Raw genomic sequence first — 25,558 nt, 5'->3', positions numbered from 1 at the left:
TAAAATAAAAACAGTGAAAGCAATAAAAAATTTAGCCCTCACTGTCCGTCTTAATTCATACTGGCATGCTGTTGAATCAGCTCGCGACATTCTTGCATGTAGGACTGAATAATTTCTTCACAGGTCTCTTCTTGGTGAATAAGTCCGGCAATCTGACCGGCCATTAATGAACTATTATCCACATCCCCATCAACAACAGCTCGTTTTAAGGCCCCTTTGGCTAGGTCTTCAAACTTGGTCCAATCGGGCTGGTCTTTAGCGGCCTCTTCATGCTCCACCTTCAGATATTTCTTGGTTAATTTATTGCGCAAGACACGGACCGGATGGCCAGTCGATTCGCCTGTAATCACGGTATCGATATCCTTGGCTTTAATAATTTTTTCCTTGAAATTAGGATGGGCATTTGATTCTTTGGCAACGACAAAACGGGTCCCTACTTGGATTCCTGACGCACCGAGCATGAGGGCTGCAGCCATTCCCCGGCCATCTCCGATCCCACCAGCTGCAATCACTGGAATATCAACCGCATCAACCACTTGAGGAACCAGGGCCATGGTTGTCAACTTACCAATATGGCCACCAGACTCCATGCCCTCTACAATCAGAGCATCGACCCCTTCACGGGCCATGCGTTTAGCCAAGGCCACAGAAGCAACCACTGGAATAACTTTAATGCCAGCTGCTTTGAAACGTTTCATATACTTGGCTGGTGAGCCAGCACCCGTTGTGACAATCTTAACCCCGGATTGGCAGAGGTAATCAACCAGCTCATCCACATGGGCATTGAGTAACATCACATTCACTGCAAAAGGCTTGTCCGTTAGGGCCTGCATTTTTTCGACTTTTTGCTGTACGATTTCAACAGAATCGTGTCCCGTTCCAATAACACCTAAAGCTCCGGCATTAGAAACAGCAGATGCAAGGTCTGCATCTGCCACCCATGCCATGGCGCCTTGGACAATTGGGTAAGTCACACCCATTTCTTCCCATAGCTTAGTTTTCATTAAGCGCCTACTCTCTTAGCTATTCAATTATTGGTTGTTGTCTACAAAGTCAACTAAGTCTTGAACAGTTGCGATGTTGCTTTCATCTTCATCAATCGTTACATCGAATTCATCTTCGATTTCATTAATGATTTGGAAGATGTCTAAGCTATCTGCATCTAAACCATCTTGGATGTTAGTATCAGCTTTTACTTCTTCAGCCTCAACGTCTAATTGGTCAACGATAATTTCTTGGATTTTTTCAAATGTTGTCATTGTTCATTCTCCTTTGTTTTTATAAGAAATTTTTTTCCATTTATCGAATGGATCGATTAGAGTTATCTTAAACTAAGTCCTAGCACTTGTCAATTTAAGTCCGCTAGACTTAAAGAATTTTTTAAAGCAAACTAGCCCTAGTCAATTCTCAACAAAAAGTATCATAACTTATTGTTTTTTAATTTGTCAAATTATAATATACTTTATTTTGAAAATTAAAAAGGGCTAAAAAAGCCCCTTTTCTGTATTTATTTTTGATAAATCGTAACAAATTCATCAATATCTTTGAAGTTAACAATGGTTCGCTCCTCGCAGATATCTAGCATTTTCTCATTGGAATAGTCCCAGTAAATTCGGACAACAGCTGAATTGGTGAGCAGCTTCTCGATGATTCCGGTCATATCGCAGTCTCTAAATTGAAATTTTATTTCATCTCCAACATCAGGACGAACCGATTTCTTCACCTGATCGATGACAGCGCAGGCTTCTTCATAGGAAAGGTCAATCAAATTCGCAATCCGAGATTTGCTTGTTCCCCTTCTTAGTTCCGTTTCAACCAACGCTTGAACTTCAGGAGTCAGCTTAATTTTCATACTTACGCCTCTTTCTTTGGAAACAAATAATAGCTACTGGTATTATTTTAACATCATTTTAATGATTTTGCTAATATTTGCATTTTCGCCCGCTCTAGCCCTTGCTTAACAAGCAAAAAGGCCCCCATTCACTGGGAGCCTTGTGGCGACTTTATAGGGTAAAACCCTTCAATGGAGATGAGGGGAGTCGAACCCCTGTCCAGACATTCCGATTATATAACGTTTACACTCATAGTCATAAGCTTTGTTTTAGCGCCCCAGGGGTCTTATGACAAACCGATCTGGTTAGCGAACCTGGTCAATCTCTTCTCCAACTTCCAGGTGGAAAGTTGGAGCGTATCCCACTTCAATAGGACCCGGAACTAATACATGGGCGATACTAGGCGGATCTTAGCATGCTGCTAGGCAGCGAATGCTAAAGTTTGATTTTCTTGTTTGTCAGTTATATTTAAACTGTTTGACGTTTTTACGAAGTCGTCGCTTCGGAATGTAGTCATACATCGGGCCATGCCTGTCGAATTCCGGAACATCCCCGAATATGATGCAATCATTATTATAGCAAAAAGTCAGCCCTCCTGCAAGTTTCAAGCCCCTGGACCGGCAAAAAAGAGGCTAGACTAAACGTCCAACCTCTTCTTATAGCTATCGTATGTTATGGACCCTGGTCCAACTTTACTTGCCGCAATCGATTTGGCCCTGGCAAGGCCCGATATAAACTAAGCCTCTTCAGCCAGTTCGGCAAAGTGCTTGGTCTGGTTATAAGCTTCTAAATGATAGAAACCATCCTGGTAGCGGAGGATACTCACGCTGGCATTGTCCAGCATCTGATCGATTTGGAAATCAGGAATGAGTTCATGGATCATGTTACGAATGGTGATCCCGTGAGAGACGATCAAGATATTCTGGTCGGTCTCCCGGTGCTTGGTGATGACATCGATTAAGCCGAGTTCCACCCGCAGCCAGAAGGTCATAAAGTCTTCCGCATCGTGGCTGGGGTCCAATTCATGGAAGGCATCCATCTCGACCTTGACCGCATCGGGAGAAGTCAACCCGGCATAGCCCTGGCTCAAATCTTGGTGGACATGCTGGCTGACGCCATCCCAGATCTCCTTGGCATCCAGGCCTTCGAAGCTGCCAAAGAATTGTTCACGGAATTCGGGACGTTTTTCAATTTCTAGGCCCTGGCCCTGCTTGTTCTGGTCTAAGACTAATTCGGCAGTCTTGACCGTCCGTTGCAGGTCACTCGTATATACCGCAGAGAATTCCACCTCTGCTAGGCCTCGGCCGCTGCGGATAGCATCACGGATCCCCTGGTCAGTCAAGGGGGCATCACACCAACCTTGCATGCGGTTGTACTTGTTCAAATAAGTTTGGCCGTGGCGCATAAAGTAAATGCTGACACCTTTGGACATCGCTTCAATCTCTCCCTTATTAATTGTTAACTTCCTTCTCTGCTATCTTACCAGAACGGAAGGCACAAAGTAAATCTTTAAGGTCTTGGACATTGGCCTTGAGAGCCTGGCCCACATCCGTCTGCCCCACTGTCTTACGTTCCAGTTCCTTGTCGACTACACGCCGGGTGGAGATAATATCCGTCCCATTCAGCACCACATCTTCAACCCCCTTGAAGGCCTGGTGGCAGACCAATTGCATGCCAAAGGAGTTAAAGAGCAAAGTGTAGCCTGCCAGTCCCGTGGTTGACTGGTAGGCCTTGGAGAAGCCCCCGTCAATCACAAGGAGCTTGCCATTGGCCTTGATCGGATCCTCCCCTTTGATCTCTTTGACGGGGGTATGGCCATTAATAATATGACCACAGGCTACGGGCAGGTCAAATTCTTTGAGGATCGTATCTACACAATCCTCTTCCTCCCGCCAGCTGTAATAAGGATTTTTGTATTCCTCATGGGTGTCTTTATCCTTAACATAATAGCGTTCAAAGGTTCTCATCTGCTTCTTACCGAAGAGCGAAGAGGCTTCACCTTGCCAGAGATACCAGCAATAGTCCAAATAAGGATTCTTGCTTTCATCGGCCTGGCGGAAGCTATACATCAGGCGCATCTGTTGGTCAAACTTGTCCATGAGCTCGCGGCCCCCGTAAGAATGGCCGTCGATTTCCAATTCTTTAAAGCTGTGGTCTTCATTAAAGGGAATGCAGCCGTGGAAGAGCAAGTTATCGTTGTAGCACTTGTAGATGCCACCTTTTTGGTAGAGGAAGGCGATGTGCTGGTGGAGGCGGTCGCAATTGAGGAAGGCTTCCTGGAGCCGGTCCATAATCATTTCCTCATCTTCCGTCAAGCGGTAAGGGTCATCTGGATCGACTGTGGGGAAGTAGCTATTGAGCAAGCGGTGCCACTTGCCATCAACGAAGACCTGGCCCTTGTCAAAGTCAATCTTATCCAAAAGTAGGCGGTTGTCGCAATTGAATTCGGGGTGGCGCTTAATGATGGCTGCTTCCAACTTGAATTGGATAATGGCCATAGCCTGCTGCATCTTGGCAATTTGCACAATTTCAGCCGGGAAGTGGTCAATTTCTGGGTCCAATTTGGGCATGAAAACCCCTAAGTCTTCGCTAGAATAGGTGGCATCAACAAAGCTAACTAATTGGCGAAGTGAAATCCCATAAGCATCTTCGATAATATTCAGGTTATCATAGCGGGCACAGATCCGAATGACATTAGCGATGAGGACACGAGAGCCACTAGCGGCCCCCATCCAGATCACATCGTGGTTCCCCCACTGGATATCCAGCGACTTCTTCTCCATCAAGAGGTCAATAATCTTATCTGGACTATCCCCCCGGTCATAAATATCCCCGAGAATATGGAGGTGGTCCACGACTAATTCCCGGATCAGTTCCGATAGGCGGACAACTAGGAGGTCCGCTTCGTTCAATTCAATAATATTCTCCACAATATTATGGTAGTAGTATTCCTTATTGGTTACAATCGAATCCTTAAAGATCAACTCTTCCATGATATAGGCCATATCCTTGGCCATAGCCTTGCGGACTTTGGACCGGGTATACTTGGATACCACAAATTGGGCCAGCTTAACGAGGCGGGCAATCACCGTATAGAAGAAATCAACCACTTCTCGCTCGGTCGTACACTGGCTGAGCAGGTGGGCGAGTTTCTCTTCTGGATAATAAATAATCGTGGCCAGTTCATTGCGCTGCTCTTGGCTGAGCAATGAACCAAAAACTTCAGAAATTTTTTCTTTAATATTACCTGAACCGTTACGTAAGACATGGTTGAAGGCATTGAATTCCCCATGGAGGTCACTCATGAAATGCTCTGTCCCCTTGGGCAGCTCCATAATCGCTTCCAGGTTGATGATTTCAGTGGTTGCAGCGGCCTGGTTAGGAAATTTTTGGGCCAATAATTGCAAGTAACGGTCATGTACATAGGAGGCTTTGTTATCCATACGCTTATTTCCCTTCAATCATATTTTTGAGAAAACACTTACATCTTCTATTCATTATAGCATGCTTTCTTCATTCTGGCGGAGACTTTCGGCAAAAAATACAGAATCTCTGCCAAAAGAAAAAGCCGGGCCAGGCCCAGCTTAATATGACAAGCTGATAGGGACTCAGCACGCTAGCAAAGGGCTCACTCCTCAACCCCTCGCTCGCTTGCCTTATCTTGCCTTGAGTGCCCGCTGGATATCGCGTTTCATATCGCGTTCCTTGAGGCTCTGGCGCTTGTCATAGCGTTTCTTCCCTTTGGCAGTTCCAATCAGCACCTTGGCAAAGCCCCGCTTGATGTACATCTTGAGGGCAACCAAGGTATAACCGTCCCTTTCCGTCGCCTTTTCCAGTTTAGCAATTTCCCGCTTCTTCAAGAGCAGTTTGCGCCGGCGCATGGGGTCGGGATTGTAGCGGTTTCCCTGTTCATAGGGGCTGATATGGCATTGGTAGAGCCAGACCTCGCCTCGTTCAATCCGGGCAAAGGCGTCCTTTAAGTTGACCTTGGACTGGCGGACCGACTTGATTTCCGTGCCGGTTAACACAATGCCGCATTCGATGGTCTCTTCAATCGTGAAATCGTGGTTGGCCTTGCGGTTGCGGGCCACCACATGACTGTTATCTTTTGCTTTAGCCATTTGATAGCTCCTTTACTGGTGTCGTTTACGGATCTTAAAATTTCCCTGGCCTTTGTGCTTAGCTTGGGAAGATCTCTTCTTTTTCTTGCCTTTGCCATGTTTCTTCTTAGGCTGGCCTTTCTTGTCCTTCTTGCTGGACTTGAAGTCCTTGGGCTTGGCCTTATGGGACTTGCCCTTCTTCTTAGGCTTCTTTCGGTCGCTTGGCTGGCCGTTCGCTTCTTCAACGTCAGCCTCTTCTTCCACCAAGCGGAAGTCCAATTGCCTAGAATCCACATCGGCATTGATTAACTTAACTTGGATGGGATCCCCAATCTTGAAGCTTCTCCCCGTCCGTTCGCCAATCAAGACCAAGTGACTCTCAATAAAGTTATAATAGTCATCTTTGAGGCTGGACACATGGATCATGCCTTCGATGGTATTTTCCAATTGGACAAAGAGACCGAAGTTTGTCACTGAACTGATAATGGCTGGGAAAGTTTCCCCCACCTTATCCAACATGAACTCCGTCTTCTTCAGGCTGTCGACTTCCCGCTCAGCATCCACACTGCGCCGTTCCCGCTTGGAGGATTGTTCGGCGATCTCGCCCAGATTATTCTGGGTGCTTGTATTATGTTCATGGTTAGCATACTGGCGGATCAGTCGGTGGACAATCAAGTCCGGATAACGCCGGATGGGCGAGGTGAAGTGGGTATAGTCCTCAGCGGCCAAGCCAAAGTGGCCCAGGGCTTCGGTATCATAGTGGGCCTGCTGCATGGAACGGAGCATCATCATCTTCACAACGGGTTCATACGACTCACCCTCAATCTTCTTGAGGATCTCCTGCAATTCCTTGGGGGCGATATCAGAAGAAGTCCCCTTGACCTTGACCCCCATCGCCGTGACGAATTGAAGAAAGTTCTGCATCCGGTCCATGTCTGGTTGCTCGTGAACCCGGTAGATGAAGGCCTTCTTCGCTTGGGTGTAATGTCTAGCCACCGTCTCATTGGCTGCCAGCATGAAGGACTCAATCATCCGCTCACCCAGGCCGCGCTCACGCAGCTGGATATCCACTGGGAAGCCTGTTTCGTCAACAATAATTTTTGCTTCTGAGGTGTCAAAGTCAATAGCCCCCCGGTGCTTACGCTGGCCTTCTAAGATATGGTGGAGGTCGGCCATCCCCTCTAGCATGGCCAAGATATCCTGGTATTGGTCGCGCAGGATTTGGTCCTGGCCGGCTAAGATGGCGTTCACATCCGAATAGGTCATGCGGTGGTCGGATTGGATGACACTAGGACCAATCTGATAGTCTGTTACCTTGCCCTGAGGCGACAAGGTCATCAAGCAGGACATCGCAAGACGGTCCACCCCTTCTTGGAGGGAGCAGATCCCGTTAGATAGGCGTTGGGGCAGCATAGGCACTACCCGGTCGGTTAAGTAGACAGAGGTCCCCCGGTCAAAAGCTTCTTGATCAATGGCCGAACCTTCCTTCACATAATAGGAAACATCCGCAATATGGACCCCTAATTCATAGCCCCCCTTATCCAAAGGCTTCAAGGAAATGGCATCGTCCAAGTCCTTAGCGTCCGCCCCATCAATGGTAATGGTCAGCTGGTCTCTCAGGTCCATCCGTCTGGCTAAGTCGTCTGGGCTGATGGTCTCTGAGACAGCTTCTGCTTCCGCCACCACCTCTTGGGGGAATTCATGGGGGATGTCGAACATGGCTAGGACAGCCAGGATATCCGTACCAGGCGCATCCTTGTGGCCCACCGTTTCTTTGACGAGAACCCGGCAGGTCATCGCTAATTTAGCGGTCGGATAGTCGACGATTTCAGCCCGGACAATTTCACCTTCGACGGGCTTGAGGCCCTGGTCCGTGACGAGGCAGGTCATCTGCCCCAAAGAATGGTTGAGAGGCTTGATGTAACCAATGGCCTGGTATTTCTCCTGGTCGTCGTCCGAGAAGGGGTAGAATTCCCCGACCACTTGTTGGTTGGCCCGGTCCAGGATTTGGCTAATTTTGCCCTCAGCGGACTTATCTTCCCATTCCTTGGCTTCTTGGGTAATTTCTACTTGGACGGTATCCCCGTTCATTCCCCCATTAAGGTCTTTGGCTGGGATGAAGATATCGCGTTCAAGATTCTCTACACTCACAAAGCCGAAGCCCTTCTTGTTGACGGAGAGTCGGCCTGTCAATTGGTCATAGTCCTGGGCCAGGTCCAAGGCCCCGTCTTCCAGGATGACAATTTCATGCTGGCGTTCCAACTCTGCGATCAAGTTGACAAAGTCTGTAAAATCTTTTGCTGAATCGTAAGCTAAGAGACGGCTGTAATCTGAAGCCGTTTGTCTCTGGTCACTCGCCTTGATGGCTTGTAAAAGTTGGTCTTTTACCTGTTCTTTATTCATGCCTTATCTTTCCAATCTAGTCCTTCTAAGAATTTGAGGACATCATCTTCTAAGTATTTGTGGTTGCTGCCTACGGTGAGAACATGGCCGGCTTCTGGATAGGAAACAAAATCAACGTGCTTGCCCAAGTCTTCTAAATAAGCCTTGAGCTGGCTACCGGCAGTCCCATCAATCAATTCATCCTTCTCCCCTTGGGCAATGAAATAGGGCTTATCCAAGCCCGCCAGATCCTGGCAAATCTGGCCATTCATCTGGTCCATATCTTCCAAGCGCCGGTCTAACTTAGGCTGGATGGCTTGGACCTTAGCTGCAATCTCTTCGGGGCTCTTGCCCAATAGCTGCCCGACCTTCTTCACATACTCGATAAAGGCTTGGGGCACCTGACTATCCCTAATGGAATCTAGCATCAAAGGAGAGCTAAAGACACCGCCTCCTAAGAGCGCGTCATCATCCAAGAGCAAGCGGCTAGCAATGCTACTGCCTAGGGACAAACCGAAGACAGCAATCTCCTCATAGCCATCTGCACGCAATTGGGCCAGGGCCTGCCGTCCATCTTCAATCCATTGGGCAGTCGGAGTCTCCACTAATTGGTCGACATCAGTTGTTGCGTGCCCGGTAAAATTAGGGCCTAGCACCGTATAATTCTCCCGGTTTAGGCGGCGGCCGAGCATCCGTTGGTCATTGGCTGTCCCTGTATAGGCGTGCAGTAAGAGAACGGCACGGGGGCCAGCTTTAAAATAGAATGGTCCAGGTAATTTCACAATACCCCTCCTCAAGATCTTTCACTTACTTTCATTTTACCGAAGACGGCCTAGGGAAGACAACCCATACCCTTCAGAAAAAACAAGCTTGTCCATTTATTAATTGTTCAGACAGTGAATGCTTTGCCTTAGCTCTAGGCCTTAACTAAAAGTGAGGCGTTCTTAGCAAGACATTATATCCGAAGCAAAAGAAAAACCAGGTTGAACCTGGCTCTTGTCAATCTTATGATGAAATTTTAGCAATTAATAATGCAATTACCATAAAAACAAAACCAAGTACGACGGTAAAACGGTTCATGGCCGCTTCAAAGCCACGAGCCTTCTTGCGTTTACCGACAGAGGCATCAGAACTCGTTAGATTGCTCGGATTATTCTTTGATGGTTGCACAATAACGACTAATATTAATAGAATTGCAATGACAATCATTGCCGTTAGTAAAATATCGTACAATACATCCCCTCATCTCATAAATAAAATTATACAGTCCCTATTCTATCACAAGTTGCTTGAGCAAACAATGCTTTTGGCTCAGATCCCTGGGGCTTGTTAGAAGCAAAAACATTAGGAAGTCTGTAGCTCGTCTAAGACTTGGGCAAAAATATGCAAAGCCTGGTCGCATTCCTCTTCTGTAACATTGAGAGCGGGCAGGAAGCGGATCACATTCCCCTTGGCAGTCACTAAGAGAAGCCCCGCGTCATAGCAGGCCTGGCAAAGTTCGCCAACCGGCACGCTCACTTCGATGCCGAGCAATAAGCCCTGGCCGCGGACCTCAACGATGCCCCCAAGTTCTTGGCTAATCGCCGCAAGCCCTTCCTGTAATTGCTGGGAGCGCGCCTTGACATTGGCTAAGAGCTGGTCCTGGTCGATCACATCGAGGACCGTATGAGCTAGGGCACAGGCTAAGGGATTGCCCCCGAAGGTACTGCCATGGTCCCCTGGCTGGACAATTTCCTGAATCTTAGGCCCCGCCAGCAAGGCAGCGATGGGGAAACCGCCCGCTAGGCCCTTGGCTAGGGTCAGCATGTCGGCCTCCAAGCCATAAGAGGGACTAGCTAGGAAGTGACCGGTCCGTCCAACGCCCGTTTGCACTTCATCCATAATCAGTAAAATATTGGCTTCGGCCTGGAGCTCTTTTAAAGTTTGAGCAAAGGCCTGGCTCATGGGATGGACACCCCCCTCACCTTGGATGGGCTCGACCATGATGGCACAGGTTTCTTGATTAACTACTTGCTTGAGCGCCTGGCAGTCATTATAAGGCACATAGGAGAAACCTGCTAACATGGGGGCAAAGGGAGCCTGTAAGGTAGCCTGGCCAGTGGCAGCTAGCGCTCCCATGGTCCGACCGTGGAAGGATTGCTGGCAGCTAATGATTTGAATCGCTTCTTCTCCCTTGTTTTCCCGGCCCCACTTACGGGCTAACTTGATCGCTGCCTCATTGGCTTCCGTTCCGGAATTGCAGAAGAAGGCCTGGCCTAAGCCGGTCTTTTGGCTGAGCTTTTCAGCTAGTTCAATAGCTGGCGTATTCCAATAATAATTTGAGAAATGCATGCCTTGCTTGGCTTGGGCAGTGAGCGTTTCCAATAAAGCGGGATGGGCGTGACCTAAGGCGTTAACGGCAATCCCTGACATGAAGTCCAGATAGGCCTTGCCCTCCGTGTCATAGAGATAGGCCCCTTCCCCCTTAGCCATTACCCGGTCAGCCCGGTTAAATAAGTTCAATAAGGCAGCCTGCCCGCGCTGGCTCCATTCTTTTTGACTTGTCATCTAAGCATCCTTTCTAAGAGCGGTATTCCGCATTAATCTTAATGTAATCGTGGGAGAAGTCACAGGTCCAGACATCAACCTGGGCCTGGCCAAGGCCGAGATTCAGCTGGATGAGGACTTCATCTTCATGGAGGATTCGCTTGGCTAGGTCTTCGTCCATAACCTGGGCCTGACCATCCTGGTAGGGCGTTATCGCACCGGCCAGCGACTGGAAGCTAATGCTCATCCGGTCGGGATCAACCGGCAGGCCTTCTGCATAGCCAGCCGCCGCTAAGACCCGTCCCCAATTAGCATCCTCACCATAGAGGGCCGTCTTAACCAGGTTGGAAGTAGCGACCGATTTGGCGACAGCCAGGGCCTGGGCTTCATCTTGGGCTGATTCAACCCTTACCGTGACGAACTTCGTCGCCCCTTCCCCATCACGCACGATCATTTGAGCCAATTCCCGCATCACCACTTCCAGGTCTTGGGCGAATTGGTCCAAATCAACTGGGCCAGCCTGACCCGTTGCGGCTAAGAAGGCCGAATCATTGGTCGAGCTGTCCCCATCCACCGTAATCCGGTTAAAGGTCTTCTGGGTCACCTGGTAGAGTAGCTTCCCGAGCTGGGCCTGGTTCAAATCAGCATCCGTTGCGATAAAGGCTAACATGGTCCCCATATTGGGATGGATCATCCCAGATCCCTTGGCCACTCCCGCAATCCGGTAGCCATCGAACTGGTAGGCCAGCTGCTTGGTACAGGTGTCAGTCGTTAGAATGGCTTGGGCAAAATCATCTGAAGAAGTTCTTCCTAACTGGTCACATAAGCTTTGACACTTAGCAAGTAAGGGGCTCACATCGAAGCTCTCCCCGATAACCCCGGTTGAAGCCATCAAAAATTCTTCTGCCTTCACCTCAAGGCAATCACACAAGCAAGCCTGGCAAGTCTTCAAAGCTTGCCAACCATCTGGCCCATTGCAGGCATTGGCATTGCCACTATTGACCGCAATCACTTTGAAGCGGCTAGCTGCCTCCAGCTGGGCCTGGCAGAATTTCACTGGATGGGCCTGGACAAGGTTTTGGGTAAAGACACCTGCCACTTCAGCCCCGTCAGGGAAGTAAATGAGTCCCATGTCTTTCTTCTTATACTTAAAGCCAAGGTGGGCGCCACAGCTTTCTAAACCTGGAATACTCGCTAGTCCTTGGTCTAATACATCTTTCATCTAAGTCCTCCTATTCAATCATCGTGCCGATCCCCGCATCAAAAAATAATTCCTCTAACAGGGCATGGGGTTCGCTACCAGAGATCAAGTGGACCCGGTCAACGCCAGCTTGGATAGCCGCTAAGGCCGCCTCAATCTTAGGCAGCATGCCCCCAGTAAGTATCCCCTCTTCCTTGAGCTGAACAAATTCATCGACAGTCAAAGTTGAGATAAGGGTCTGGGGATCAGCCGGGTCCCGGTAGACCCCTTTAACATCCGTTAAGAGGACAACCTTGACAGCTCCTAAAGCTTGGGCCAACTGGCTGGCAACCGTGTCTGCATTAATATTGTAGACTTGACCATCCGCGCCCACTCCAACTGAGGAGATTACTGGCACATAGCCCGCTTGAATAACATCCAGCACCAGGTCTTTCTGAATACCTTGGACCTGGCCCACATAACCGAGATCAATGGGCTCAGCTTTAGAGTTAGACAGGACCAGGGGCTTGGCTTGGATGAGTTGACCATCCTTACCCGATAAGCCGAGGGCACGTCCCCCCATCTGGTTGATGCGCTTGACCACGTCCCCATTGACCTGGCCATCGAGAACCATTTCAACCACTTCCAAGGTCTCCTTATCGGTCACCCGGAGCCCCTGTTCGAAGCGGGACTGGATACCCATGCGTTCGAGAATTTTCCCGATAAAAGGTCCACCCCCGTGAACAACCACTGGTAGGATCCCTACAGCCTGCATTAAAACAATATCTTGGGCAAAGGCCATCTTAGCTGCTTCATCCACCATGGCATGGCCACCGAATTTGACCAAAACAATTTTTTGGTGGAACTGGTGAACATAGGGCAAAGCCTCTAGTAGAACTTGCACCCGTGCGTCGCATTCATTTGTCATCGTTTTCCTCCTTTAAGGCCAAAGCGTCAACTGGTCCAAAGCCAAGTTAGCAGGCCAACCGAATAAGAGATTCATGTTCTGCACAGCTTGGCCGCTTGCCCCCTTCATCAAATTATCAAGGGCGGAAAAAATGATCAGGCGCCCAGTTTGGGGATCTTGAGCTAGACCAATCTGGCAACGATTCGTCCCCCGCACTTGCTTGACTTGGGGCAGAGTCCCCAAGGGCAGTACTTGAACAAAGGGGGAATCCTGGTAGCTGTCTTGGTAGTGCTGATGGATAGTCTCCAAGTCGATAGCTGCCTTCAACCGGGTAAAGATGGTCGATTGGATCCCTCTGGCAATAGGCAAGAGATGGGGGACAAATTCCACCTTGACTTCTTCCTTGGCGAAACGTCCGAGTTCCGCTTCCATTTCCGGTACATGGCGGTGGGTCAAGGGCTTATAGGCCTTGAAGTTCTCTGTCATTTCTGCATAGAGATTATCCAGGGATTCATTCCGTCCGGCACCAGAGATTCCGGAAGCGGAGCTGATCATAATCTCTTGAGATTCGATAAAGCCTGACTCAAGCGCAGGATAGAGTCCCAACAAAACCGACGTCACAAAGCAACCTGGATTAGCCACCAGGCGGGCCTCTTGAATGACTTCAGGGTAAATATCGGCTAAGCCATAGACCGCTTCATCCAGCAGGCTGCTAGGTGGTGCCACTTGTTGGTAGTAGCTTTCATAACTTGCTGGGTCTTTTAAGCGGAAGTCCGCCCCCAAGTCAATGACCCGGGTGTGTTCGAGGTCAATCTGGCCGACAATCGTCATGGCATGGCCATGGGGCAGGCAAAGGAAAGCCAAGTCAGCTGCTTGAACTTTATCAAGGTCCAAGTTTTCAAAAGCTAGGTCCCCGAGGTCAACCAGCTGGGGAAAGGCCTGGCCAATGACCTGACCAGCATAGGACCTCGAAGTCACATGGGCGATGTCAACATAGGGGTGTTTGGCTAAGAGGCGCAGGAGTTCGAGTCCGGTATAGCCATTACCCCCAATTACCGCTACCTTAATCATGGTCAGTGCCTCCTTTCTTCAACTGGGGCACGAAGAGGTGGCCGTTGGTCGCAGCCATAATCGCCTTAATCGAATGCATCCGGTTCTCCGCTTGTTGGAATTGGTAGGCGGCTTGGCTCTTAAAGACCTCGTCCGTCACTTCCAATTCCCCCAGGCCTCTTTCCTGGGCAAAGCTCGTCTCGCCATCATGGAAGGCAGGCAGGCAGTGGAGGAAGATACAGGAAGGATCGGCTTGGTCCATCAAGTCTTGGGTCACTTGGTAGCCTTGGAGGTCAGCCAGGCGTTGGTCCGCTTCAGCTTCATCCCCCATCGAGATCCAAACATCGGTGTAGATCACTTTGGCCCCTTGGACCGCCTGCTTGATATCTGCCGTTACTTCAATTTGAGCCCCAGATGCCTGGGCCCGGTCCTTCACCTCTGCTAAAATACTTGGGTCAGGTTGGTAGCCTGCGGGCGCTGCAACCGTCACATCTACCCCCAGGATAGCCCCAGCCATTAAGAGGCTATTAGCCATGTTATTCGCTCCATCACCACAGTAGACCAGTTTAATCCCATCAAGCTGACCAAAGACCTCTTTAATCGTCATAAAGTCCGCAATCATCTGCGTTGGATGGGAGACATCGCTTAGGCCATTCCATACGGGTGCCGGAGAAGCAGCAGCCAAACTTTCCACGACCTCTTGGCTATAGCCCCGGTATTCAATGCCATCGAAGATTCGTCCGAGGACCTGACCGGTATCAGCAACGGATTCTTTCTTCCCTAACTGGATATCCTGGGCCCCTAAGAATTCAACACTTGCTCCCAGGTCCGCCCCCGCTACCGTAAAGGCTGCCCGAGTCCGAGTTGAGGTCTTCTCAAATAAGAGACAAATATTCTGACCTTCCATGTATTTATGGGGAATCCCCGCTGCCTTCAAGCCCTTCAAATGTAGGGCAAGGTCAATTAAATACGTTAATTCGTCCTGTGTAAAATCTTTAATCTTTAAAAAATCTTTTCCTTGTAACATCAGATGTCCTCCTTAAATGTCAAGCTCTCGCCTAAATAAAAAACACCACCTCCTGTCATCCGACAGTAGAGGCGGTGTAACCACGGTACCACTCTACTGGTAGTTGGCATCCAACTACCTAGAAACCCGCCCAAGACAGTCGTCCCTTATAAAAAAGCCCCCTATCGTCCCAGACGATAAGAGGCGGAAAATTCCACGGTACCACTCTAATTCTTAGCTTGTCAGCTTCACTTAGTTAATGTTAACGCAATTTCTGCGGGTCCGATTACTCCCTTCACCGGCCATCTCAACAAGACGTTTCACAGTCAGTTTCTCGCAGCCCTTCCACCACCAGCTGCTCGCTTAAGAGAATCCCACCTGTTACTCTTTGTTTCTAAGATTTTGATTAGTATTATTTAATCATTTTTTCATTTTATAGTCAAGGGCTTTTTTATATTTTTTTAAAAAAAGCTATATCAGGAGGTGGGAATTTAAGTTCGAACCCTTTAGAGACCAAGCTCACAAAAGAAGCCGAGGCCTATAGCTTTTATCATTTAACGATCAAATTCAATAGCGCAACGCATGCTCAATCGCACAGTATATTAAAAGACAAAAAAGCCAGACCCAAAAGAGTCTGGCGCTATCCCGCTCGCTATAAGGCCAACAAGAATAGTGGATGATCATAATTTTTTATTAAGGAAATTTTAGACCTTATTTTTTAAGGTTGTAGAAAGCTTTAAGACCTTGGTATTCAGCTAATTCGCCTAATTCATCTTCGATACGGAGTAATTGGTTGTATTTCGCAATACGGTCAGTCCGTGATAATGAACCAGTCTTAATTTGGCCAGCATTGAAGGCAACTGCGATGTCAGCAATTGAAGCATCTTCAGTTTCACCTGAACGGTGGGAAACCACGTTCGTATAGCCAGCGCGTTTAGCCATTTCCATAGCGTTGAAGGTTTCTGTTAAAGTACCGATTTGGTTAACCTTAATCAAGATAGAGTTAGAAATACCTTCTTCAATCCCGCGGCTTAAGCGTTCAGTATTCGTTACGAAGAGGTCATCCCCAACTAATTGAATCTTGTCGCCTAAACGTTCAGTTAAGAGTTTCCAACCTTCCCAGTCATCTTCATCCATACCATCTTCAATGGTGATGATTGGGTATTTAGAAACTAATTCTTCTAAGTATTCTACTTGTTCAGCAGCAGAACGAACAGCAGCGCCTTCACCTTCGAAGGTTGTGTAGTCATACTTGCCATCATTGTAGAATTCAGAGGCTGCACAGTCGAAACCGATGAAGACATCTTTACCTGGTTCTAAGTGAACAGCTTTAATGGCTTCGATGATAGTTTCAACAGCGTCTTCTGTCCCTTTGAAGTGAGGAGCAAAACCACCTTCGTCACCAACAGAAGTTTCTAAGCCACGGCCTTTAAGAATATCTTTAAGGGCATGGAATACTTCAGTCCCCCAGCGTAAAGCTTCCTTGAATGAAGGTGCCCCAGCAGGAACAATCATGAATTCTTGGAAAGCGATTGGTGCGTCAGAGTGAGACCCACCGTTTACGATGTTCATCATTGGTGTTGGAAGAACTTTAGCGTTGAATCCACCTAAGTAGTTGTATAGAGAAACGCCTAATTCATCAGCAGCAGCGCGTGCAGCAGCTAAAGAAACCGCTAAGATAGCGTTAGCCCCTAATTTAGCCTTGTTTGGCGTACCATCTAATTGGATCATGGTGTTGTCGATACCAATTTGGTCTTGAACGTCTAAGCCAAGGATTGCTTCAGCAATTGAAGTGTTTACATTTTCAACTGCTTTGGTAACCCCTTTACCGAGGTAACGGTCTTTGTCACCATCGCGAAGTTCAACGGCTTCATATTCCCCGGTTGATGCACCAGAAGGTACCATACCGCGGCCAAAGCCACCTAATTCAGTGTAGAGTTCAACTTCGATTGTAGGGTTACCACGTGAATCTAAGATTTCGCGTGCGTAAACATCAGTAATTAATGACATGCTTTAATTGCTCCTTTTTTTAAATTAAATTTATTTTACCATAAGATAATCAGCTTGCAAGCTTTTGATGACAGCTAACCAGTCCTCGTCTGACAACATTCGGTCATTAGAAAAGATTCCATTAAAGTTTCCATCTTTCAGCAGGTCGAGCTGGAGCTCTTCTTTACGATTGACCAGGTAGACCAAGTCTAGAGACTGGGCAATGGCTTCGCCTGCAATCTCAAAGACTGTGTCGCGGATCAATTGGGCCAAGTCTGCTAAGACTTTTGGCGAGTCTTGGCCCGCTTCTGATCCTTCAAAAAGAATCATAACTTGGGCTTGTTCTTCAGCTGTCAAGTTCGAATAGATCTGCCAAATCTGCTGGGCTAGCCAGACACTCTGCATGTTCCACTCCCGACTCATTCGAGGCAGGGACAGGCAGAGGACGGGACGGATACCAAGAGCCAGGCAGTTCTTAATCTTCATAGAGACCTCTGTATCGCTCTCCATAAAGGCCTTGCGGCGGCTAGCGCTCCCTACTAGGCAGTAACTTACCCCTGCCTGGTAGACTTGGTAGGCTGTACACTCGCCCAGCTCCGCATAGTCGTTTTGGGCCGAGCAGTTTTGGCTGCCAAACGCGCATGCCTGAAACGCGCTCGGACTAAATTGACTGATAAATAGAGTAGGAAGGAAATGGATATGCTGGATGCCTTCTGTTGCAGCGATAACTTGATCAACGCCGCGAATGGCTTGGTCAAGCTGGCGTTCAGAACTGGCCGCTTGGCAAATCCTTCCTAATATCAGCTCAGGCAAGGTTTACTTGTCGTCTAAAGCGGCAACAGCTGGAAGTTCAGCACCTTCCAAGAATTTCATGGATGCGCCCCCACCAGTTGAGATGTGTGAGAACTTATCGCCAAAGCCAGATTTTTGAGCAGCTGAAGCAGAGTCCCCGCCACCAACGATAGTGGTTGCACCATCTAGATGAGCAATGGCTTCGCAGACAGCATTGGTTCCTTTAGCGAAGGCAGGCATTTCAAATACACCCATTGGTCCATTCCATACAACTGTTTTCGCATCTTTAAGCACTTCTTTGAAGGCTTCAATGGTCTTAGGTCCGCAGTCTAAACCTTCCCAACCTGCAGGGATTTCATCAGCAGCCACTGTCTTAGTGTTGGCATCATTGGAGAAATCATCTGCAATGGTCACGTCAACTGGTAACACTAAACGGTCACCAGCGCGTTCCATTAAGTCTTTGGCAAGGTCTACTTTATCTTCTTCAAGTAAAGAGTTCCCTACTTCATAACCTTTAGCTTTAAGGAAGGTGTAGGCCATACCACCACCGATTAAGACCTTGTCAGCTTTTTCCAGCAAGGTTTCGATCACTTGGATCTTATCGGAAACTTTAGCCCCACCGAGGATAGCAACGAAAGGACGCTTAGGATTTTCAACCGCATCGCCTAAGAATTTTAATTCTTTTTCCATGAGGTAGCCAGCAACAGCGGTATCAATGTTAGAGGAAATCCCTACATTGGAAGCGTGGGCACGGTGGGCTGTACCGAAGGCATCGTTAACGAAAACGTCACCTAAAGATGCCCAGTATTTACCTAATTCTGGGTCATTGCCACTTTCTTTCTTGCCGTCAATATCTTCGAAACGGGTGTTTTCAAAGAGAAGCACTTCGCCTTCTGCTAAGTTATTGATGGCATCCTCTAATTCCTTACCCCGGGTTGTAGGAACGAAGGTCACTTTTTGACCTAATAATTCTTCGAGGTGTTCGGCTACAGGACGAAGGGTCTTCGACGCTTTGTCTTCTTCGGTCTTAACCTTACCTAAGTGGGAGAAGAGAATTAACTTGCCTTGGTTTTCCAAGACGTATTTAATACTTGGGAGGGCTTGGACCATCCGGTTATCATCGGTAATGGTTGACCCATCCATTGGCACGTTGAAGTCCACACGCATTAATACTTTTTTGCCTTTTACATCGATATCTTCAATTGTTTTTTTAGCCATGCTAAACCCCTTTTCTATCTTTGCCTAATTACTTTTAAAAAAACGGGAAGCGCGAAGCTCCCCGCTAGTTTAAAGATTTCTCTTATAGGTTAGCAAAGTGTTCTAAAGTAGAGATCATGTTGCTGGTGAAACCATATTCGTTATCATACCAAGCAACAGTCTTAACTAATTGGCCACCGTCTGCATCCATGATCTTAGTTTGGCTTGCATCGAATACAGAACCATATGGGTAACCAATGATGTCAGCTGAAACAATTTCGTCTTCAGTGTAGTCGAAGGCTGAGCTTGAAGCAGCTTTCATAGCAGCGTTGATTTCTTCAGCAGTTACTTCTTTTTCAAGAACTGAGTAAAGTTCAACTTCTGAACCAGTGATTACAGGTACACGTTGAGCAGTCCCGTCGATCTTACCGTCTAATTCAGGGATTACTTTACCAACTGCTTTAGCAGCACCAGTTGAAGCTGGGATGATGTTAGCTGCGCCAGCACGGTTCTTACGGCCACCTGGAGCATCTTGTGTTTTTTGAGTTGCAGTGTAAGCGTGGATAGTAGACATTAAAGCACGTTTCACACCGAATTCTTTGTTTAATACATTAACCATTGGAGCTAAGCAGTTAGTTGTACATGAAGCTGCTGATACAATGTTGTCTTCTGTCGTTAAGATATCGTGGTTAACACCGTAAACGATGGTCTTAAGGTCGCCTTTAGCAGGAGCTGAAATTAAAACTTTCTTAGCACCAGCGTCGATGTGAGCTTGTGCTTTGTCAACTGATGTGTAGAAACCAGTACATTCAAGTACGAAGTCAATTCCTAATTCACCCCAAGGTAATTTAGAAGCATCTGCTTCTTCATAGGATTTGATTTCTTTACCATCAACAATTAAGGCATCTGCTTTAGCTTCAACACTGTAAGGGAAACGTCCTTGAGCAGTATCATATTTTAATAGGTAAGCTAAGTCTTCGTTATCAGTTAAGTCGTTGATTGCAACTACTTCTAAGTCTGAACCCTTTTCTAAAATACGACGTAAAGCTAAACGACCAATACGGCCAAAACCGTTAATTGCTAATTTCTTTGCCATAGTGTAAATTCCTCCTTGTAAGATCTACAACAGTTATACAACAATTTTATATCAATAGAGCTTGGCTCCATTTAATACCATATGACTTGCTCCTTCATCCGTAATCAAAACTAATTGCGGAGGAGCGATTTTGGCGAAGGCAGTAATGACATCTGCTTTAACTTCACCGCCGGCCACGAGAATCGGCCACTTAATTTGATGGACATCTTCAATCTGAATGCCAATCCGTGGTACCCGGTAGACAATCTTACCTTCCTTATCAAAGAAGCATCCAAAAGCTTCGCCGATGGCTGCCTTGGACTTGATAAAGTCACAAGCCTTAGCATCCAAATCGCGTCGCTTGGCCATGATATCCGCATTCCCTACGCTAAAGAGTAAGACATTGGCTTCCTTTAAGCGCTGCAGGGTTTTGTTTATCTGTGGCTCTTTGAGCAACATTTGATAAGTTGCTGTGTTCAAACTTTCGGGGGCGTAGAGCGATATGCTCTGCCCACCCAGGAGTTGCGCCAGTCTTTCACTAATCGTGTTGGGCTGGTTTGCCGCTTCATCTCCCATACCTCCTCGTGCTGAAACAACGGTAAAGGTCCGATGATCACTTAAGAGACGGCTAGAAAGATGAGGCACGACAGCTTGGACCGTTGATCCCCCGGTCACAGCAATCACTTGCTGGCCCTTGTCCAGATGGTCTGCCAAGAAAGAAGACAAGGCTTGTGCCATCTTAGCTGATGTTTCGTCATCCATGCCTAAGACCCCATCAACAATTAGGGCCGCTTGGATGCCGAGTAAGTCAGCGAGTTGGCGTTCAAGGACATGGATATCGGTTTCGAGTCTAAATAAGCGGTGGGCAATTGTAATTGCCTCTTCGCCCTTAGAAGTCAGGACCATGCCTGAGGCCAATTTCTCTAAAAGCCCCTGCTTGTCCAAGACATCTGTCTCAGCTCGCACCCGCCTCTCAGTGAGGTCTAAGCGCAAGGCCATGGTCTTACGACCCATGGGCCCTTCAGCTGAAAGCAGACTCAATATCCGAATCCGCAAGCGGTAAGTTGCGTGTAGCTCTGGGACCACATCTTCAATTAAACTTAAAGATAGATCCATAAGCTCCCTCATTTCGCTGGCCAGTTATTGTCCAGGTAGACAATTTCTGACCAAGTGTCTGTAAAAAAATTTGTCTCAAATCTCTTTACACCGTTAGTATAGCAAGCTTCCGTCTAAAGTGCAAGCTATCAGCTTAAAAACTTGGCAGTTTTTTGTAAAAAGAATGTAAATCCCCTATTATTATGGGGGTCAAAAATAATATAAGCTGGACATAATCAGTCCAGCTTATTAGTTTTAAAGTTTACTTTGGATGACTTGAGCTTGGTCTTGGGCAATCAAGCAGAGCTCTTGGGCTTTGAAGATATGCTCTTGGGTCATCGCTTCTTCTGTACCATTCAAGCAGTCTAAGATCATTTGCCCGAAGAAGGGGAAGCCAATTTCGCCAGTAACTTGGCGGTGTTCCACGCCTTCTTCAGTGACTAAGTAAACATGGTCTAGGCTGTCTTCACGCCCCACATCTAAATACTTGCGGAGTTCAATGGTGCCCTTGGTTCCTGTAATAAAGGTCCGACCGTCGCCCCAAGTTGGGAGTCCGTCTGGTGTGAACCAATCCACCTTGAAGAAGAAAGTGGCCCCATTATCCCCTACTAGGGTGGCATCACCATAATCTTCTAATTCTGGCACATCGGGGTTGGCATAGTTAGCAACCTTAGAAGCAAGCACCTTGGCATCTTCATTCCCTGTGTAATAAAGGAATTGCTCGATTTGGTGCGAACCAATGTCAGCCAGGATTCCCCCATATTCTTCTTTATTGAAGAACCAATCGGGGCGTTTTTCCTTGTCTAGACGGTGGGGACCAAAACCTGTCACCTGGATGACCTTGCCAATCCGACCTTCTTCAATGAGCTGGCCAGCCAAAACAGCGGCCTCAACGTGCAGGCGTTCAGAGAAGTAAACAAAGTAACGGCGACCTGTTTCCTTCTGTACGCGGCGGGTTTCTGCTAATTGGTCTAAGCTGGTAAAGCCTGTCTTGTCCGTGAAGTAGTCTTTACCCGCCTTCATCACCCGATTCCCTAAGGCACTTCTCAGGTTAGGAACGGCTGCAGCTGCGACCATCTTGATCTCAGGATCTTCCAGGATCTGTTCAAGAGAGTCAGCTACTTCTACATCGGGGAAAGTTTCCCGGTATTCAGCTACTTTATCAGGGTCGGGATCGTAGACATACTTAATTGTTGCCCCTGCTTCAATTAAGCCATTGGTCATCCCGTTAATATGACCGTGGTCGAGGGCTGTCACGCCCACCTGGAATTCTCCAGGCTCTACCACATGGTTTACCTTTCCTTTTGGTGCATAATTCATCCCATCATTTGCGCCCAAACTAATTCCTCCTTCATCTTTGTCTGATTTATTTTAGAATAAGTCTTTAAAGCCTAGTTCGTAGAGAGCGTCCCGAGAATCAGCCAAGCAATCGAAAGGATCGCGTCCGTACAGCATGTCTTGTTCCACTAAGAGGTAAGAAATGCCTAAGTCAACCGCCTTATCGATAATCGCCTTGTAGTCCATAGAGCCTTGGCCAATCTCAGCAAATTCTACAATATTCGTGAAGTAATTATAGAAGGTTGCCACATCTTCCGCTTCCAAAGCTTCAAAAGCTTCGTCAGGAATTTCACCAATGCGGTAGTCTTTAATATGAACTAAGTCGGTGCGGTCAGCATACTGTTCTAAGATTGAGATAGGACTCGCCCCACCCCGTTGAACCCAGTGTAGGTCAAATTCGAAGTCCAAGTCTGGGCACTCTTCCGCAATGATATCTAAGAGGAACTTGCCTTCATAGCGGCGGAATTCCACATGGTGGTTGTGGTAGAAAAGACGGATGCCGTGCTCTTTTAATTGCTTGGCATACTTATTGGCTTCCCGGCAGAATTCCAATGCCGTTTCCTTGTTCTTCATATTCTTAAAGGGCAGCATCCCAATCCGAAGCAAGTCAACATCTAAGGTCTTGCAGTCTTGGACAATCTTGTCGAACTTCGTATCTAAGGCATCATTGCCCCCAGGCACGCCTTCATCAATCACGTTACAAGATAAGGAAGCGATTTCCATCCCGAAGTCTTCCTTAGCTCGTTTAATTTCTTGGACATTCTCTTCAGTCATTGGAATTTGGGAAATTTCAACAGCTGAATAGCCTAATTCACTGACCTTCTTTAGGGTCTCATAGGCTCCCAATTCTTCAAACTTATCTCTTAACATCATTGCTTGAACGCCAATTTTACTCATTTAAATATCCCCCTTATAGATCGTTTCTTTGCTTCTCGATGACGCCTTCATGGCATCGATCATTTCCATCGTGGTTAAGGCATCGGACAGCTGGCAATAGTCTTCCGTGTTGTCAATAATGGCCTGGTAGAAGTTCTCGATACAGCGCTGGTGGCTCGGCCCATAGTAAATCTTAGTCCCGGGCAAGCTTTCATTTTCTGCCAAGCAGTTCATCTGGTCGTCAAAAAGCTTGTCATCTTTAATGGTATAGCGGGACTTTTGGGTAACAACCTGTAACTCGATGGAATCATTACCATAATAGGCATTGGTCGCCGCAAAGAAGCCGTGACTGCCATCACTCAATTCATAATTAGCCATGGCGGAGTCTTCGACTTCAATATCATACTCCAGTAAATTGCCGAGCATCCCCCGGCAAGCGACCCAATCGGTATCCGTCACATAATGCATGAGGTCCAAGGTATGGATGGATTGGTTGATAATGGTCCCTGCACCTGCTTCCGCTTCCCGGCCGCGCCAAGCTTTCATCGTATAGTAGTCCTCAGGGCGGTACCAGGCCACAATTCCCTTGACAGCAATCACAGGCGAGGTATCTTCTTCTGTTAAGATCCGCTTGAGTTCCTGGACGGTTGCATTTAAGCGGTTTTGAAAGCAGATGGCAAGTTTAGTCCCATTAGCCAGATCTTTCTGGGCATCCAAGAGCTCACGCGTCCGTTTGGCATCAATTGTAACGGGCTTCTCTAGGAAAACATGGACCCCTGCCTGTAAACACTTCAGCGCCGCCTCATCGTGGAGGTGGTGGGGCAGGCAAATATGAACCACGTCTAAGTCTTCCTGGGCCAGCATTTCATCTAGGTCGGTATAGAAAGGCGTCCCTTCAACTTGAGATTTCAGGCTTTCATCGAGATCGCAGACAGCTGTTAATTCAGCTGCCTGGGCATTCTCGATAGCTCTCAAGTGGACCACTGACACCGTTCCTAGGCCGACAAGTCCAACCTTAAGCATGTCTAGCTTCCTTTCTTATTGGCGTTGTTCAAACTTACCTTCTTTAGCAATGTGTTCGTTCAACATGCCGAGGAATTTGTCATCATCGAAGTTCTTAATAGAAACTTCTTCGCCGGTCCAACCTGACATTTGGATAGCATTGGCTAAACGAACCCCATTGATGCCTTCATCCCCTGGTGCAATTAAGTCTTTGCCATTGAGGATATGTTGGGCGAAGTTTTCCATTACGCCAGAGTGTTGGGCACCCCAAACATTTTCTTCTTCAATCGTATCTACAGATTCATAGAGGTCACCGAAGACATCTTCGCCTGCCATCATGCGTTTCACCTTAGCGGCATCAAATTCTTTGTTGATTTCTTGCTCGGTTTCTTTCAAGCGGTAAACGGTTGCTGTTTGAGAATTATCAACAACAATCTTACCCTTGTCGAAGTATAATTCTAAGCGGTCTGAACCGGCAATTTCGTTGGTTGAAGTTACGAAGACACCGGTGGCTCCATTGCTGTAACGTAGCATAGCGTGGACTTGGTCTTCCACCACGATATCACGTTGGTAACCTTCTTGAACCATCGCGTAAACCGATTCAGGTACACCAGCGATCCATTGAATTAAGTCTAATTGGTGGGGTGCTTGGTTGACTAAGACGCCGCCGCCTTCGCCGCCCCAAGTTGCCCGCCAGTCACTTTGGTTATAGTAAGCTTGTGGCCGCCACCAAGTTGTAATGATCCAGTTTGACCGGCGGAGGTCACCTAAATCACCGGAATCTACAATGGCTTTAATCTTTTGGTAGAGCGGGTTATTCCGTTGGTTGAACATGATGGCATAAGTTGCCTCTGCCGTCTTGGCATATTCATTTAATTCCTTAACTTGCTTGGTGTATACCCCAGCAGGCTTCTCATTGAGCACGTGAACCCCCTTGCTTAGGGCATAGATAGCCATTTCAGGGTGGAGGTAGTGAGGTACAGTCGTCACAATCGCTTCAACCTTGCCGGAATCGATCAATTCCTTATAGTCAGCATAAGTTTCAACTTGTGGGTAAAGTTCTTTAGCTAATTTTGTCCGTTCGTCATCAATATCACATACAGCCACTAAATCAATGCTAGGAACCATGCCTTCATCAATAAAGCGTCCGTAAGCTGAACCCTGTGTCCCGAAACCGATAATAGCGAATTTTAATTTGTCTGCCATAATAA

Annotated in this window: 23 protein-coding genes and 1 other RNA gene; all 24 read right to left on the bottom strand. The window is 47.5% G+C overall.

Going from position 1 to position 25,558, the window contains the following annotated elements; translation table 11 throughout:
• Positions 1-50: 50 nt before the first annotated feature.
• Positions 51-1,004 carry an enoyl-[acyl-carrier-protein] reductase FabK gene (gene fabK, locus F6I03_RS01015; protein ID WP_070430882.1) on the bottom strand — a complete coding sequence of 318 codons (954 nt, stop codon included), beginning with the start codon at positions 1,002-1,004 and terminating at the stop codon, positions 51-53.
• A gap of 27 nt (positions 1,005-1,031) precedes the next feature.
• Positions 1,032-1,259 carry an acyl carrier protein gene (locus F6I03_RS01010; protein WP_070430883.1) on the bottom strand — a complete coding sequence of 76 codons (228 nt, stop codon included), beginning with the start codon at positions 1,257-1,259 and terminating at the stop codon, positions 1,032-1,034.
• A gap of 248 nt (positions 1,260-1,507) precedes the next feature.
• Positions 1,508-1,852: a DUF2187 family protein gene (locus F6I03_RS01005; RefSeq protein WP_070430884.1), complete on the bottom strand. Its 345-nt coding sequence runs from the start codon at positions 1,850-1,852 to the stop codon at positions 1,508-1,510.
• A 169-nt stretch (positions 1,853-2,021) separates the two neighbouring features.
• Positions 2,022-2,386: a transfer-messenger RNA gene (ssrA, locus tag F6I03_RS01000) on the bottom strand.
• A 182-nt stretch (positions 2,387-2,568) separates the two neighbouring features.
• Positions 2,569-3,264: a histidine phosphatase family protein gene (locus F6I03_RS00995; protein ID WP_070430885.1), complete on the bottom strand. Its 696-nt coding sequence runs from the start codon at positions 3,262-3,264 to the stop codon at positions 2,569-2,571.
• A 19-nt stretch (positions 3,265-3,283) separates the two neighbouring features.
• The gene (locus F6I03_RS00990; RefSeq protein WP_070430886.1) at positions 3,284-5,275 is read right to left on the bottom strand and encodes a fructose-bisphosphatase class III; all 1,992 of its coding nucleotides are present in this window, start codon (positions 5,273-5,275) and stop codon (positions 3,284-3,286) included.
• A 213-nt stretch (positions 5,276-5,488) separates the two neighbouring features.
• Complete coding sequence (smpB, locus tag F6I03_RS00985) at positions 5,489-5,953, bottom strand: SsrA-binding protein SmpB (RefSeq protein ID WP_070430887.1); 465 nt, start codon at positions 5,951-5,953, stop codon at positions 5,489-5,491.
• 12 nt (positions 5,954-5,965) lie between these two features.
• Positions 5,966-8,335, bottom strand: coding sequence for a ribonuclease R (gene rnr, locus F6I03_RS00980; RefSeq protein ID WP_150983036.1), 2,370 nt, complete (start codon positions 8,333-8,335; stop codon positions 5,966-5,968).
• Positions 8,332-9,096, bottom strand: coding sequence for an alpha/beta hydrolase (locus F6I03_RS00975; RefSeq protein WP_168160471.1), 765 nt, complete (start codon positions 9,094-9,096; stop codon positions 8,332-8,334). Before F6I03_RS00975 ends, rnr begins: the two co-directional genes overlap by 4 nt.
• Positions 9,097-9,319: 223 nt before the next feature.
• Complete coding sequence (gene secG, locus F6I03_RS00970; protein ID WP_067976391.1) at positions 9,320-9,547, bottom strand: preprotein translocase subunit SecG; 228 nt, start codon at positions 9,545-9,547, stop codon at positions 9,320-9,322.
• A gap of 111 nt (positions 9,548-9,658) precedes the next feature.
• Positions 9,659-10,861 carry an acetylornithine transaminase gene (locus F6I03_RS00965; protein ID WP_070430889.1) on the bottom strand — a complete coding sequence of 401 codons (1,203 nt, stop codon included), beginning with the start codon at positions 10,859-10,861 and terminating at the stop codon, positions 9,659-9,661.
• A 13-nt stretch (positions 10,862-10,874) separates the two neighbouring features.
• Entirely contained in the window at positions 10,875-12,062 is a 1,188-nt protein-coding gene (gene argJ, locus F6I03_RS00960; RefSeq protein WP_070430890.1) for a bifunctional glutamate N-acetyltransferase/amino-acid acetyltransferase ArgJ, read from the bottom strand.
• A gap of 10 nt (positions 12,063-12,072) precedes the next feature.
• On the bottom strand, positions 12,073-12,948 hold the full coding sequence (gene argB / locus F6I03_RS00955) for an acetylglutamate kinase (protein ID WP_070430891.1): 876 nt from the start codon (positions 12,946-12,948) through the stop codon (positions 12,073-12,075).
• 12 nt (positions 12,949-12,960) lie between these two features.
• Positions 12,961-13,998, bottom strand: coding sequence for an N-acetyl-gamma-glutamyl-phosphate reductase (argC, locus tag F6I03_RS00950; RefSeq protein ID WP_070430892.1), 1,038 nt, complete (start codon positions 13,996-13,998; stop codon positions 12,961-12,963).
• Complete coding sequence (gene argF, locus F6I03_RS00945; RefSeq protein WP_070430893.1) at positions 13,991-15,004, bottom strand: ornithine carbamoyltransferase; 1,014 nt, start codon at positions 15,002-15,004, stop codon at positions 13,991-13,993. The genes argC and argF overlap by 8 nt, the downstream gene beginning before the upstream one ends.
• A gap of 690 nt (positions 15,005-15,694) precedes the next feature.
• A complete protein-coding gene (gene eno, locus F6I03_RS00940; RefSeq protein WP_070430894.1) occupies positions 15,695-16,993 on the bottom strand; it encodes a phosphopyruvate hydratase in 1,299 nt (432 codons plus the stop codon).
• Positions 16,994-17,023: 30 nt separating this feature from the next.
• Positions 17,024-17,785, bottom strand: a complete 762-nt coding sequence (locus F6I03_RS00935) for a triose-phosphate isomerase (RefSeq protein WP_070430895.1) — start codon at positions 17,783-17,785, stop codon at positions 17,024-17,026.
• Positions 17,786-17,788: 3 nt separating this feature from the next.
• Positions 17,789-18,982, bottom strand: a complete 1,194-nt coding sequence (locus tag F6I03_RS00930; RefSeq protein WP_070430896.1) for a phosphoglycerate kinase — start codon at positions 18,980-18,982, stop codon at positions 17,789-17,791.
• An 82-nt stretch (positions 18,983-19,064) separates the two neighbouring features.
• Complete coding sequence (gene gap, locus F6I03_RS00925) at positions 19,065-20,057, bottom strand: type I glyceraldehyde-3-phosphate dehydrogenase (RefSeq protein WP_150983035.1); 993 nt, start codon at positions 20,055-20,057, stop codon at positions 19,065-19,067.
• A gap of 51 nt (positions 20,058-20,108) precedes the next feature.
• A complete protein-coding gene (locus F6I03_RS00920; RefSeq protein WP_070430898.1) occupies positions 20,109-21,152 on the bottom strand; it encodes a sugar-binding transcriptional regulator in 1,044 nt (347 codons plus the stop codon).
• Between the two features lie 234 nt (positions 21,153-21,386).
• Positions 21,387-22,469: a Gfo/Idh/MocA family protein gene (locus F6I03_RS00915; RefSeq protein ID WP_210383785.1), complete on the bottom strand. Its 1,083-nt coding sequence runs from the start codon at positions 22,467-22,469 to the stop codon at positions 21,387-21,389.
• 33 nt (positions 22,470-22,502) lie between these two features.
• Entirely contained in the window at positions 22,503-23,366 is an 864-nt protein-coding gene (locus F6I03_RS00910; RefSeq protein WP_070430899.1) for a sugar phosphate isomerase/epimerase family protein, read from the bottom strand.
• Positions 23,367-24,368 (bottom strand): Gfo/Idh/MocA family protein, encoded by a 1,002-nt coding sequence (locus F6I03_RS00905; protein WP_070430900.1) that lies wholly within the window; start codon positions 24,366-24,368, stop codon positions 23,367-23,369.
• Positions 24,369-24,383: 15 nt separating this feature from the next.
• Entirely contained in the window at positions 24,384-25,553 is a 1,170-nt protein-coding gene (locus tag F6I03_RS00900) for a Gfo/Idh/MocA family protein (protein WP_070430901.1), read from the bottom strand.
• Between the last annotated feature and the right edge of the window lie 5 nt (positions 25,554-25,558).

The sequence above is a fragment of the Aerococcus sanguinicola genome (assembly GCF_008726925.1).
In the GTDB taxonomy this organism is placed as follows: domain Bacteria; phylum Bacillota; class Bacilli; order Lactobacillales; family Aerococcaceae; genus Aerococcus.
Note: the sequence above shows the minus strand (reverse complement) of the source record. Positions and strands in the feature narration are given on the sequence as shown.